This window comes from Pseudomonas sp. NPDC088890 (assembly GCF_044900155.1).
Lineage (GTDB): Bacteria > Pseudomonadota > Gammaproteobacteria > Pseudomonadales > Pseudomonadaceae > Aquipseudomonas > Aquipseudomonas urmiensis.
The window spans coordinates 662,815-675,852 of sequence record NZ_JBJDNG010000001.1; the positions used below are offsets into that span (position 1 = coordinate 662,815).

Genomic DNA, 13,038 nt, shown 5'->3' on the forward strand with positions numbered 1-13,038 from the left:
CGCCAGGCTCAATTGCTGCCGCGCCGGTTCAGGCGCAACGAGCCAGGTGGCGGCTCGTTGAGCACCGCCCAGAACACCCCAAGATCAGAGATGGCGGCGACGAACTCCTTGAATTCGACCGGCTTGACCACGTAGGCGTTTACCCCCAGTTCGTAGGCGCGTAGCAGGTCTGGCTCCTCGCGTGAGGAGGTCAGCATCACCGTCGGGATACTGCGCAGCTCGGCGGTCGCGCGTACTTCCTTGAGCACTTCCAGGCCATCGACCTTGGGCAGTTTCAGGTCCAGCAACAACACCGCCGGGTTGCCATCGTCGCGATCGGCGTAGGCGTTACGGCGTAACAGGTAATCAAGGGCATCGGCGCCATCGCGCAAGACGATGACTTCGTTGGCCAGTTGACTGCGCTCCAGCGCAAGGAGGGTCAACTCCAGGTCCCTAGGGTTGTCTTCGACCAAAAGGATGGGCTTGAGCATGATCGTACGGTTGCCTCAGGTATTGATTGAATTACGCGGGAGCGTGAAATGGAAGCTGGCGCCCTGGTCGATCTGGCCATCGGCCCAAACTCGGCCATCGTGCCGTTCGATGATCCGCCGGACACTGGCCAGGCCAATCCCAGTGCCTTCGAAATCTTCCATGCGGTGCAGGCGCTGGAACACGCCGAACAGCTTGCCGGCATAGGCCATGTCAAAGCCCACGCCGTTGTCGCGGATGAAAATCTCGGTTTCGTTTTCCAGTTGCCGGGCGCCGATGCTGATCCGCGCAGGCTGGCGGCCCCGGGTGTACTTGATGGCGTTGGCGATCAAGTTGTGCAGGGCCATGTTGATGAAAGCTGGGTCGCCGATCACCCTGGGTAATTGCTCGACCTCCCAGACGATCTCGCGACCGGCATAGTCGGGGGCCATTTCGCTGCGGATCGCCTCCACCAGGGTATTGAGGTCGACGTCCGACAGGCGCAGCGCCGAGCGGCCCATCTGCGAGAAGTTGAGCAGGTTGTCGACCAGGGTGCCGGCAAAGTGCGCGGCTTCCTCGATGTGCTGCAAAAAACGCCGGCCGCGTTCGCTGAGCCCGGCGCCTTCGATCTCGCCGAGCAGCTCGGTGTAGCCGGCGATATGCCGCAGCGGCGCCCGCAGGTCGTGTGACACGCTATAGGAGAAGGCTTCAAGCTCCTTGTTCGAACGCTTCAGCTCGCCGGCCAATTGCGCCAGCTCCTCAGCCTTGCGCAGGACGATGCCGAACACCGCGCCGCGCAGTTCCTGAGCGCCTTCGATGACCAGTGGATCCCAGGCCTGGCAGAAACCGCTGAGCTGCTCTTGCCAGCGCTCGAAGCTGTTGCGCGGGTCGAGCGAGCCTTGCGCGCTGATGTGTTTTTCCGGGCGCCCGGCCCAGGTCACGGTGCGGATCTGCTCGGGGCGGAACCACACCAGGTAATTGGAGTGGATCTGCGAGATTGACACCGCCAGCAGGCCGCCAGCGTGTTCGGCCAGTTCCGGCAGCTCGTCGATATCGCGGCGAATGTTGTCGGTGTGGAACACCTCGCCACGCCCGCCCAGCCAGTGCACCAGGGCGTTGACCTGGGCCTCTGGCGGCGTGATGCCGATCAGGTCGCAGCGTTCGGCGGAGATGATAGCGGCGCCGCTGGCGCCAGCGAAGTCCAGCAGCACATCGGGCAGCGCACGCAGGCCTTGGCTGACGTTGTCATGGTCGGCCATCGAGGCGAGCATGCGCACGATGCGCTGGCGCATGTCGAGCAGGGTCCTGGTGCTGGTATGCGCCTCGCGTGACTCGATCTGCAGCGACAGCACGCTGCCGAGCAACTCACAGGCGGTACGGGTCGGCAAGTCGACCCGGTGCGGCTGTTCATGGTGGCACGAGACCAAGCCCCACAGCTGGCCATCGACCACGATCGACAGCGACATCGAGGCCAGGGTGCCCATGTTGCGCATGTATTGCAGGTGCACCGGAGAGACGCTGCGCAGCGCGGCAAAACTCATGTCCAGTGGTTTGCCGGTGCGCGGGTTGTTGCTTGGGACAAGCACCGAGGCCTGGTAATTGGCGTCTTCGATCACCCGGATGCGATTGACCCGGTACAGCTCGCGGGCCTGGCGCGGAATGTCGGAGGCTGGGAAGCACAAGCCCAGGTAGCTTGGGTAGCCAGGGTCCGCCACCTCGGCCAGCACCTGGCCATTACCTTCGGCATCGAAGCGGTAGGCTTTGACTCGGCCGAAACCGGTGATGCGCTTGAGCTGCACCACCGACTGCTGCAGCAGCTCTTCGATCGAGCCTGCCTGGTGCACGCTACTGACGAACGCACGCACCAGCGGGTAATAGTCGCCATGGCCGGTCGGCCCGGGGCTTGAGCGAATCGGTTCGAATTCGCTGATCAGCACCTGGTCATGGCGATGCACCAGCACCCGCATGCGCTCGCCGCCGGGACCTTGGCGCAGTTGCACGTCGCCAATATGGAAGGGAAACACTTCGTCATCAGGCAGGTACTGAAGGTGCGCGCGCAGGTCGAAGCCTTCACTGATCAGGTCGGGGAAGGCGCAGCCGATCAACTCGCGGGCTGGCAAGCCTAGCCAGCGCTCGGCGTTTTCGCTGGCCTGGAGGATGCGCAGGTCGTGCTCGTCCAGCACCAGCAGAAAGCCCTGCGGCTGAATGCTGCCGGGGACCTGGATCGGTTCCTGGGCACAGCGTTCGACCGCTTGGTCGAGCGCGTTCTGGGCAGTAGTCAAAAGAGGTTCTCCTGTCGGTTCCGTCCGCGCATGGCGGAATGCGCATGACACAGGATGTTTCACATGCACGGTATCAGAATGTCGTCTGCTTTGCCGGCATATGGCCATTTGAGGGCTGATAAGTTCAGGGGTTCTGCCGCTGTGTCAGAAAATTCTTTCACAATGATAGATCGCGCCCCGGTATGCGTAGCCTCGCCCGCGATGAGGCCGCCAGCCCCGTCCAAACCTGCGCTAAGCCCTTGTTATTAATGCCAAGGAAGGGGTCGCCAAGCCCGGCGCTATCTCCCCTGGCTGCTACCCTCAAGCTCAGTACCTACAGACAGGAATATCGAGGTGACGAGACGCTTTCTGGCCGTGTTGTCGGGCCTGCTGTTAAGCGCGAGCACCCTGGCGGCGGACTTTTTGCTCGAAGTGCGGGTCCAGGTGCAGCGCGGCTGCATGCTGGTCAACCAGCAGCGCGAAGCTGGCGCCCAAGCGCTGGGTCGCATCGACCTAGGCGCGGTTGCGCGGCTGGACGGGCCGGGCGCGCCGTTGTCCGGCGTGCTGCTCAGCCAGCGCCCACCGCGGCTGGAGTGCAACCCTGATACGCCTTATCAGATCCGCGTCGACGGCGGCCAGCATGGCGGCGTTGGCGAGCTGCGTTTCCTGGCCAGCGACGACCGCCAGGCCAAGCCCATTCCTTACCGCCTTTACCGCGATGCCGCCTGGCGCCAACCGCTGAGCGTCGGTGTGGCGCACGCGGCGCGGGTGCCGGACAGCGGTTCGGCGCAACTTCCGCTCTACGCGCGGATCGACCGACTGGCCTGGGTACCACGCCCAGGCCTGTACGCCGACCTGCTCAAAGTCACGCTCACCTGGTAGGGATCTCGCCATGGACAAGGACGCCGCCCGATGAACCGCACCTCGTTCCTGCTGCTGACCCTCGGCCCGCTGCTGTTGCCCAGCGCAGTGGTGCACGGCACCACCACCGGGTTTATCGAGGCGCGCCTGGTGATCAGTGCGGCCTGCCAGATCAGCAGCGACCCGCAGCAACCGGCCACCTTGGGTAACCCCGGTGTGATGGATTTCGGCGCCCGTGGGCCAAGCTGGGACCAGCCCCTGCAAGGCCGGGTTGACGAGGCGGGCGGTGAGGGCGGGTTGCAGATCAGTTGCACGCCGTCGGTGCGCGCTTTCAGCGTGCGTATCAATGGCGGCCAGAATGGCGGCGATGGCGTGCGCCGCTTGAGTAATGGCCGCGAACTGATCCCCTATCAACTGGCCGTCGACCCCAATGGCAATAACCGTTATGGGGTCGGCCAGGCGCGCACCTTCACCATCAGCAGCACCCGACAGATCCCCATCCCGATCTACGGCGTGGTGGTCGCGCAACCGCGCGCACTGCCCGCAGGCCTGTACCGCGACACCCTCAGCGTGACCCTGGACTGGTAACACCCAAGGAGATTCCGATGCGTACTCATGTCACTTGCTTCATCCTCGCTGGCCTCGGTCTGGCCTTGGCGTCCCAGGCCCAGGCCGCGACCGTCACCGGCACGATCAACTCGACCCTGACCCTGACCGCCGCCTGCCAGGTCAACGGCAGCGCCGGCACCTCGGGGCTGAACTTCGGTAGCCTAAACTTCGGTACCCAGGACGCCTTGTTCGGTACTGCCAATGCCCAGGTTCTCGGCCCGGGCGGTGGCGCCATGAGCATTCTCTGCTCCAATGGCACGGTGCCTTCGATCCGCGTGCGCGCCGGCGCTCATGACGGCCAGTCGACCGGTGGCACTCGCGCCCTGGCCGATGGCAGCGGCAACTTCGTGCCCTACGACTTCTACACCGATGCCGGCCACACCCAGGTGCTGGCCATCGACGGCACCATCACCTTGCCGACCAGCACGGGCGTGGCGCAGACCGTCAACCTGTATGGCCAGGCGCGTGGCAAGGCCGGGCTGCCGGCAGGCACCTATACCGACACGGTGGCAGTCGAGCTGACGTTCTGAGCCATGAGCGCCTGGCTGCGCAGTGGCGTCGGCGCCCTCGGCCTGCTGTTGGCCTTGCCGCTGGGGGCGGTGACCAGCAGCACCTTCCAGGTCAGCGCGCAGATTGTCGCCGGCTGCCTGGTGGTGGGCGGGGTGAGCAACTATGGCGTGCTGAATTTCGGCAGCCAATCGGCGCTGTCCACGGCCACCCTGAGCACCTCGTTGGGTGGCACCACGGTGACCTTCCAGTGCACCCCGGGGGTGGCCCTGAGCATGAGCCTGGATGGCGGCCAGAACAGCGCCAGCGGCAGCCGCAACCTCAAACGCAATGGCGGCAGCCAGTTGCTCGCCTACCAGCTCTATCGCGACGCCGCCCTGAGCCAGGCCCTGGCGATTGGCCAGAGCGTGAGCGTGAGCTACAGCGACCCGACGGCAATCAAGCTGCCGGTGTACGGGCGCACCCAGTTGAGCGGCACGCTGCCCGCCGGGACCTACACCGATGTGGTGCAGGTGACGGTGACCTGGTGAGGCCCGGATCAATCACAACCAGCGAAGGAGAGCAGCATGGGGGCAGGCGCAAAATGGGCGCGAACATTGATCGGTTTGCTGCTGCTGGCCAGTGTGCCAGCAGGGGCCGCCACCTCGGTGCTGATCTGGCCGATCGACCCGGTGCTCGAAGCTGACCAGAAGGCCGGCGCACTGTGGCTGGAAAACCGCGGCACGGCGCCGGCCAGCTTGCAGGTGCGGGTTTTCGCCTGGCGCCAGGGCGAGTACCAGGAGCAGTTCCAGGCCCAGCGCGAGATCATCGGCAGCCCGCCGGTGGCCAATATCGCGCCAGGGCAAAAACAGCTGATCCGCCTGACCCGTACCGGCACTTCACCGGCCGGCCAGGAGCAGGCCTACCGGATCATCATCGATGAAATCCCCTCGCCGCTGCCGGCCGATGCGCCCAGCGCAGGCACCCTGGCGGCGATCCGCTTGCAAATGCGCTATTCGGTGCCGCTGTTCGTCTACGGCGAAGGTTTGTGGGGCAAGCCCGACCCTGAAGGCAAGCGCAGCGCCGAGGGCGTCGGCAAGCCGCAACTGAGCTGGCGCCCGGTCAGCGTGCAAGGCAAGCCCTACCTTGAGCTGCGCAACACAGGGCCGGTGCATGCGCGCCTGACTGATGTGGTGTTGCAACAGGGCGGCCGGGATACACCCGTGGTCGAAGGCCTGCTCGGCTATGTGTTGCCCGGCGCCAGCATGCGCTGGCCGGCACCGAGCGCGCCGAGTGCCGCCAGCGTGCTCAAGGGCCGGGTCAATGGACAGGATGCGGCCCAGGCGATCAGCCAGGGCCGTTGAAGCAATCGTGAAACGACGTCAGGGGCCATGGAGGACCCGACAATGGCTGGAAGCCGTGTGTGAAATGCGTGTCGCAGGCGACATGCCGCGTGTGCTTAGGCCTGTTGCTGCTGGGGCCGGGCCTTGGCGTGGCCAACGAGCTGCCGCCGCCGCCCAGCGAAACCGCCGCCATTGCCGACGCCACGCTGTACCTCGATCTGTTGGTGAACCAGATGCCCAAGGCTGAGTTGGTGCCCGTGCAACAGCGTGCCGGGCGTTTGTTCATCGACAGTGCGGCGCTCAGTGCCGCGGGCATCAGCCTGCCGGGTACACCGCGGGGCGAAATCGCGCTGGATAGCGTTGCGGCGCTGCACAGCGACTACGACAGCCAGAACCAACGGCTGTTGCTCCAGGTACCCGCCGCCTGGTTGCCAGGGCAGCAGGTCGGCGCTCGCAACCTGTACCCGGCCAGCGATGCGCGCAGCAGCTTCGGCGCACTGTTCAACTACGACCTGTACCTGAACGACACCGATGAAGGCGGCACCTACCTGGCGGCCTGGAACGAGCTGCGCCTGTTCGACAGCTGGGGCACCTTCGCCACGACCGGGCAGTGGCGTCAGTCATTCAATGGGGCGCCTGAGGACGATAGCCGCCAGGGCTTTTTGCGCTATGACACTACCTGGCGCTACACCGACGAACAGCGCCTGCTGACATTCGAAGCCGGGGATGTGATCACCGGCGCCTTGCCCTGGACCAGCTCGGTGCGGGTTGGCGGTGTGCAGCTGTCGCGCGACTTTGGCGCGCGTCCCGACCTGGTCACCTATCCCTTGCCGGCCTTTGCCGGTGAAGCGGCGGTGCCGACCTCGCTGGACCTTTTCATCAACGGCTACAAGACCAGCACCACCGAGCTGCAGCCTGGGCCGTACACCCTGACCAATGTGCCCTTCATCAATGGTGCGGGCGAGGCAGTGGTGGTCACCACCGATGCCTTGGGCCGACAGGTTTCGACCACCTTGCCGTTCTACGTCACCAGCAGTTTGCTGGCCAAGGGCTTGAGCGATTTCTCCCTGGCCGCCGGTAGCCTGCGTCGCGACTATGCGCTGCGCGATTTCAGCTACGGCCCAGGCGTCGCCTCGGCCAGCCTGCGCCATGGCCTGAGCGACAATTTCACCCTCGAAAGCCACCTTGAAAGCGCCGAGTCGCTGATGCTCGGTGGCCTGGGCGGCAACATGCGCCTGGGCACCTTTGGCGTGCTCAATGCCGCGGTGGCGCAAAGCCGTTTCGAAGGCGAGCAGGGCCAGCAGGTGGCCCTGGGCTATCAGTACAACAGCCAGCGGCTGGGCTTCAATTACCAGCGCCTGCAACGCCATGGCGAGTATGCCGACCTGTCGCGGGTCGACACCCCCTACATGCGCCTGTCGCAACGTAGCGAGCAGGTCACCCTGAGCCTGAACCTGGACAGCTATGGCAGCCTTGGTGCGGGCTACTTCGACGTGCGCGCCGGCGACGGCTCACGCACCCGCCTGATCAACCTCAGTTGGAGCAAGCCGCTGTGGGGCAGCAGCAGCCTGTACCTGTCGGCCAACCGCGAAGTCGGTGACAGCCAGTGGGCAGTGCAGGCGCAGTGGGTGATCCCGTTCGACCTGCGCGGCACCCTGGCCCTGAGCATGGAGCGCAGCACGGACGGCGAACGCTTGCAGCGGGTCAACTACAGCCGCGCCGTGCCAGTAGAAGGCGGTGTTGGTTTTAACCTGGGCTATGCCGACGGTGACCGCGAGGCCTATCGCCAGGCCGACGTCACCTGGCGTTTGCAGTCGGTACAACTGCAGGCCGGGGCCTATGGCAGCAGTGGTTCGATGACCCGCTGGGCCGACGCCAGTGGCTCGCTGGTGTGGATGGATGCCGGGGTGTTTGCCGCCAACCGCATCGACGATGCCTTCGTCGTGGTCAGCACCAGCGGTTATGCCGACGTGCCGGTGCGCTATGAAAACCAGCTGATTGGGCGCACCGATAGCAAAGGCCATTTGCTGGTGCCGTACAGCAGCGGTTATTACCGCGGCAAGTACGAGATCGACCCTATGGAGCTGCCCGCCGACATCCTCGCGCCACAGGTCGAGCAGCGCGTGGCGGTGCGGCGTGGTAGCGGCTATCTGCTGGAGTTCCCGCTCAAGCAGGTGCTGGCGGCGAGCATCGTGCTGGTCGACGCCAAGCAGCAGGTGCTCAAACTTGGCAGCCGCGTGACCGACGCGCACAGCGGCGCCCAGGCAGTGGTGGGCTGGGATGGCTTGGTCTACCTGGAGAACCTCTCGGCGCACAACCGCTTGCAGGTCGACGTGGCGGAGGGCGGCCAGTGCCAGGTTGAATTCGCTCTGCCCGAAGGGCAGGGGCCCATCCCATTGATCGGCCCGTTGGTGTGCCAATGAACACCTTCAGCCGTAGCGCGCTGCTGTGCACCATGCTGCTGCCAGCCGCTCCGGCCTGGGCCTTGTGCTCGTCGGTGGCGACCGCGCCGGCCGCCTTTGGCACCATCAATTCCACCCTGGTGCGCAGCACGGTGCAGACGGCCAGCAGCACCAACGCCGGCCTGCAATGCACCGGCTCGCTGTTGTCGCTGCTGACCAGCAACGACCACTTCTACGCCACCATTACCTCCAGTCGCAGCGGCCTGGTGGGCCCTACTGGCGATGTGATCCCGTATACCATCTATGCCAACAACACCACCTCGTTTCCAATCGCCCGCGGTACCCAGTTCGATTTCGCCCCGGCGGGCATCATCGATGCGTTGGGGCTGCTCAGTGGCACCACGCCCAAGTCGGTGCCGCTGTATTTTCGAACGGTGGTCGGCGCCAACGTGGCCGCCGGGCTGTATCAGGAAACCCTGAACATCGCCTGGAGCTGGAACTACTGCTCAGGCATTGGCATTGGCGCTATCTGCCTGGGGCGCGACATCGGCAGTGGCGTGCAGACGCTGACCGTTAGCCTGACGGTGAGCAACGATTGCCAGATCACCACGCCTAATATCAGCTTTGCCAGTGCGCCAGTGGTGGCAGGGTTTGGTACGGTCAACCAGAGCATCAATATTGCCTGCACCAAAGGCAGCAACTACACCGTTGGGCTCGATGATGGGCAGAATGTGCTCAATGGGCGGCGGCGGATGAAGTCGGCGGCCAACAACTATCTGGCTTACGACATCTTCAAGAGTGCCGGCAGTGTCCGCTGGGGGATGTTGAGCAGCGCACGGCGGGCCAGCAGCGATGCGGATGTAAACCCCGGCGCGGGGACTGGCATCGGGAGTCAGGTGTTCAACTACAACGCCAAGGTGTACACCGACCAAGCAACCCCGCCGGCGGCCAGTTACACCGACAGTGTGATCCTTGATGTGCAGTTCTGAGGTGGCTGGGCGTACACCGCTCCCACTACGTGCATTTCGCAAGCAAAGATGCGTGGGAGCGGGCTTGCCCCGCGATGAGGACGGTACAGTCAGCGCAAATCCCTGACCATTTTCCCCAGGGTTTGCAGCACCGCCGCAGCCAACGCCTTGGAACGCTCACCCGACCACCCGGTACGCGCATTGGGCGCATCGTCATGGTCCTTGAACGGCATTTCCAGGGTCAGCGACAGGCAGTCATACATCTGGCCTACCGCGTTACAGGCCAAGGTCATGTTGGCCTGACCCGGTTGGTCGCGGGTGTAGCCATGCTTGGTCTGAAAATCCTTGGTGACGCTGCACAGGGTGCTGCGGAACTGCTCCTCGAGCTTCTCGATCCGCGCCGTGTACCCAGGGTTACCTTCACAGGCTGCGGTAAACACATGGGGGATTTCTTCATCGCCATGTACATCGATGAAGGCATCGACGCCATACAGCTTCATCTGCGATTGGGCGAAGAACACCTCAGGGCTGAGCTCGACACTGGCGTCCTGCCAGGCGCGGTTCAGATCCTTGCCCTTGAAGTTGGTACGTAGGTGGCCGAGGAAGGCGCCGTCAGGGTTCATGTTAGGGATCAGGTACAGGTCGGCCTCAGCGAGCAACGCCTGGATGCTCGAATCGTTGGCTTCAAGGCGATCGATCACGCCCTCCATGAACCACTCGGCCATGTGCTCGCCGGGGTGCTGCTGGGCGATCAGCCACAGCTTGCGTTTGCCCGCCGCGCCATCGCCTGCGCGCAGCAGCGGGATATCGCGGCCCTGCACGCTGCGTCCGCTGGCCAACAGCTCGACGCCAGGGAGCTGGCGAGCACGTTCGATCAGTTGATTGTGGCGGGCGCGCGGATAAGGTTCGAAGTAGGCGAACCAGGCCTGCGGCTGCTCAGCCTGCAATTCGAATAGCAGGGCCTGGCCATCGAACTGGCTGGGCACGCGGAACCAGCTTTTCTGATCATAGGAAGCGACTGCCTGATAGCCATCCCAGGCATTCTTGTAGGAAGACTGGCTGGCGTTGTCGAGGCTGAAGAGGTGGGTGTGGCCCGGGGACAAGCCGTCGACCTTGAAGTGGAACCACTGGAAGTGGTCGCTGTGGCTGTCAGGGCGGATGGCCAGGTGTACCCGACTGGGGTCGCTGGCGTCCTTCACCTGAATGTTGCCGGAATCGAAATCGCAGTCGATCTGCAGGGGGGACAGCGTCACGGTCATTGCCAGACTCCTGTGGCTTTTGTTGTGACGCTACTGTACACCCCTCGGTGGGGCGCTTGGTTCGAATGTTGTGCGGGTAAAGTGTTGCGTGGTGTCTGTGAGGTCGCTATCGCGGGGCAAGCCCGCTCCCACTCTGTCAGTGTTCAATGAAGCTGTCAGTGTTCAATGAAATAGCACGTGGGAGCGGGCTTGCCCCGCGATAGCGACCTCATCGATACACAAATCAGGCCCAGAAACCCAAGGCGAACAGGGCTGCGACGCCCAGCCCAATGGCAATCGAACAGCCTCCCAACGACAACGCCGCCCGGCCTTGCCGGTACCCGCCATCGTGGCCTAACTGCCGCGCTGGGCCGAGCAGGCTGCGCCAGCGCAGCTCGGTCTGGTGAAACGCCTCAAGATGCTCGGGCGCTGCATCTAGCCAGCGGCGAAAATCAATCCGCTCGCACGCGGTCACCTGCGGGCTTTGCAAGCGCACATACCATTGCCCGGCGACACCGGCCAAGCCATCGCCATGCGGGCGAGCGGCCTGCAACGCTTGGTTCATATACCGCTCGATACTGAGCAAGGGCAAATCGAGCCGGGCAGCGATAGCGGCAAAATCCAGTTGATCGAGGCGGTTGAGCAGAAACACTTGCTGCACCCGGCGCGGCAGGCGTTTGAGGGCATGCAGCAGGGCGTCATCATCAAGTGCTGCAGCAGTGTGCGGGGCGTGTTCAAGGGGCAGCAGCAGGCGGGTCATGGATTGCTCCTTGCTCAAGGGTAGGGGTGGGGGCATCTTCCTTGATGCGCAGTCAGCTTAATCGTAACGAGATTGATTCTCAAGTGCTGTTTGCGCAAAACGCTGTAACAACCATTCACCAATTGACACACCTTTGCTATCATCGCGGCCATTCAAGCGGTAACCCTTCTTCATTAGCCTGAAGAGCCAAAAAAAAGACCCGGCAAAAAGCCGGGTCAAAAACCGTGATTAGCCTGATGAGGAGATAATCTGAGAGTCCGACCTAAGGGCTCCAGGTTATCCAGCGGGTCTCGCGACCTACTGAGTGCAATAATAATCGTTATCATTTGCCAGTCAAATGATATTTGTTTAATTCGGCAAAATATTTTACCGATGTACTCCCTCGGTCCCGGCAATCGGGGCCATTGCCGTTAACCGGCTGTCACGTTTCTCCCTTATTTCCCTTCTGATTGAACCGCCTGCTTGTGCTCCAGCAGGGCCCTGGCCATGTTCACCATGTGCATCAACGCCAGCGTGATCTCACGGGTCATGCCGTCTTGGTGAATGGCGGTTTCGTGGGCGGTGGCTGCGGCGCAGCGCAGCAGGGCCAGCGCGTGGTCGTGGGCTTCGGTGCTGGAAACCCCTGGCTGTAGGGCCCACAGCTTGTTGTCCAGGTTCGGCCGCGGTGGCGTGGGGTTGAGGTAATAGTCGAGGGCGCGGCGTGCGGCTTCGCTGTCGAGATCTGTATCTTGGTTTTTCTGCGGATTCATTTGGATACCTTCGATTTCCTTTCAAGGACAGTGAATGCCGAGCATAGGTCAATTTGTACTAATTATCTCCTTGAAGATAATTCACAATGTGTATTGATGAGATTAATACAGCCCGTATTGTTCCGGTCATGGAAAACTGGATCGATTTTCTCACGCGCTACAAGCGCGAACACAACCTCAGCCAGATCAAACTGGCCGAGCGCCTGCAGATGACCCAAGGCGGCGTCGGTCATTGGCTGCGCGGTTCCCGCCGGCCGACCTTGCAGACCATCAACGAGAAACTTGAAGTGCTGGGCCTGGTGTACCTGGAGGCGCAGGCGATGGTGGTCGAGCGTGATCTGGTGCGCGAGGCGCAGGGCAGTTACGCTGCCGAGCAGCCGCTGTCGGCGCAAGCGCTGCGCTATGCCAGTTTTCGCTTTCCGGTGTTGAGTTGGGCGGATCTGCAGGATGGGCTGCCGACGGCAAGCGAGCTGCAAGAGCAGACCGATTACATGCCTGCGGGGAATGCCTACTGGCTGCCGGTGGAAAACGACTCGATGAACGCCGCCAGCGGCAAGAGCGTACCCGAGGGCATGCTGATACTGGTGGATACCGGGCTTGAGGTGCAGCCGGGCAAGCTGGTGATCGCGCGCCAGCCGGGCAAATCAGCGGTACTGCGCCAGTTGATCGAGGAGGGCGGTGAACGTTTGCTTAGGCCGCTGAATACGCGCTATCCGATGGTGCTGTGCGAACCTGGGTGTGAGTTTCTAGGCGTGGTGGTGCGGGTTCACGGGATTTTTTAGATTTGGGATTTTGGGGCTGCTTCGCAGCCCTTCGCGGCGGTTCGGCGCCCCGACAAGCCCGCTCCCACAGAGAGCGCGCTGCACTTAGTTTCAACACAGTACCTGTGGGAGCGGGCTTGCCGGGGCGCCGAA

At 63.3% G+C, this 13,038-nt stretch carries 13 protein-coding genes; 8 read left to right on the forward strand and 5 right to left on the reverse strand.

Translation table 11 applies throughout. The annotated features are described in order from the left end of the window. Positions 1-8: 8 nt before the first annotated feature. Positions 9-470: a response regulator gene (locus ACI2JX_RS03075; protein ID WP_085674579.1), complete on the reverse strand. Its 462-nt coding sequence runs from the start codon at positions 468-470 to the stop codon at positions 9-11. Positions 471-485: 15 nt separating this feature from the next. Beyond that, the gene (locus tag ACI2JX_RS03080; RefSeq protein ID WP_404689342.1) at positions 486-2,729 is read right to left on the reverse strand and encodes an ATP-binding protein; all 2,244 of its coding nucleotides are present in this window, start codon (positions 2,727-2,729) and stop codon (positions 486-488) included. Between the two features lie 333 nt (positions 2,730-3,062). Between ACI2JX_RS03080 and ACI2JX_RS03085 the strand changes: the two genes are divergently transcribed. From ACI2JX_RS03085 to ACI2JX_RS03115, 7 genes are all read left to right on the forward strand, one after another. Continuing rightward, the gene (locus ACI2JX_RS03085) at positions 3,063-3,590 is read left to right on the forward strand and encodes a spore coat U domain-containing protein (RefSeq protein ID WP_264233098.1); all 528 of its coding nucleotides are present in this window, start codon (positions 3,063-3,065) and stop codon (positions 3,588-3,590) included. A gap of 30 nt (positions 3,591-3,620) precedes the next feature. Further along, the gene (locus ACI2JX_RS03090; RefSeq protein WP_264233099.1) at positions 3,621-4,157 is read left to right on the forward strand and encodes a spore coat U domain-containing protein; all 537 of its coding nucleotides are present in this window, start codon (positions 3,621-3,623) and stop codon (positions 4,155-4,157) included. A gap of 17 nt (positions 4,158-4,174) precedes the next feature. Beyond that, positions 4,175-4,708 (forward strand): spore coat U domain-containing protein, encoded by a 534-nt coding sequence (locus tag ACI2JX_RS03095; RefSeq protein WP_264233100.1) that lies wholly within the window; start codon positions 4,175-4,177, stop codon positions 4,706-4,708. Between the two features lie 3 nt (positions 4,709-4,711). Beyond that, positions 4,712-5,215 carry a spore coat U domain-containing protein gene (locus ACI2JX_RS03100; RefSeq protein WP_368972736.1) on the forward strand — a complete coding sequence of 168 codons (504 nt, stop codon included), beginning with the start codon at positions 4,712-4,714 and terminating at the stop codon, positions 5,213-5,215. Positions 5,216-5,251: 36 nt separating this feature from the next. Further along, a complete protein-coding gene (locus ACI2JX_RS03105; RefSeq protein WP_186554850.1) occupies positions 5,252-6,028 on the forward strand; it encodes a molecular chaperone in 777 nt (258 codons plus the stop codon). Between the two features lie 68 nt (positions 6,029-6,096). Beyond that, positions 6,097-8,430, forward strand: coding sequence for a fimbria/pilus outer membrane usher protein (locus ACI2JX_RS03110; protein WP_404689523.1), 2,334 nt, complete (start codon positions 6,097-6,099; stop codon positions 8,428-8,430). Then, on the forward strand, positions 8,427-9,398 hold the full coding sequence (locus ACI2JX_RS03115; protein WP_404689343.1) for a spore coat protein U domain-containing protein: 972 nt from the start codon (positions 8,427-8,429) through the stop codon (positions 9,396-9,398). Before ACI2JX_RS03110 ends, ACI2JX_RS03115 begins: the two co-directional genes overlap by 4 nt. Before the next feature lie 89 nt (positions 9,399-9,487). Here ACI2JX_RS03115 and ACI2JX_RS03120 read toward each other — a convergent pair whose 3' ends face one another. The 3 genes from ACI2JX_RS03120 to ACI2JX_RS03130 all read right to left on the reverse strand — a co-directional run bounded on the left by ACI2JX_RS03120 (position 9,488) and on the right by ACI2JX_RS03130 (position 12,124). Beyond that, positions 9,488-10,636: a M14-type cytosolic carboxypeptidase gene (locus ACI2JX_RS03120; protein ID WP_368972733.1), complete on the reverse strand. Its 1,149-nt coding sequence runs from the start codon at positions 10,634-10,636 to the stop codon at positions 9,488-9,490. Between the two features lie 223 nt (positions 10,637-10,859). Next, entirely contained in the window at positions 10,860-11,375 is a 516-nt protein-coding gene (locus tag ACI2JX_RS03125; RefSeq protein ID WP_404689344.1) for a DUF4880 domain-containing protein, read from the reverse strand. Between the two features lie 434 nt (positions 11,376-11,809). Next, positions 11,810-12,124 carry a DUF6124 family protein gene (locus tag ACI2JX_RS03130; RefSeq protein WP_264233106.1) on the reverse strand — a complete coding sequence of 105 codons (315 nt, stop codon included), beginning with the start codon at positions 12,122-12,124 and terminating at the stop codon, positions 11,810-11,812. 128 nt (positions 12,125-12,252) lie between these two features. Here ACI2JX_RS03130 and ACI2JX_RS03135 point away from each other — a divergent pair, with 128 nt between their 5' ends. Continuing rightward, positions 12,253-12,906 carry a LexA family protein gene (locus tag ACI2JX_RS03135; protein WP_404689345.1) on the forward strand — a complete coding sequence of 218 codons (654 nt, stop codon included), beginning with the start codon at positions 12,253-12,255 and terminating at the stop codon, positions 12,904-12,906. The last annotated feature ends 132 nt before the right edge of the window (positions 12,907-13,038 follow it).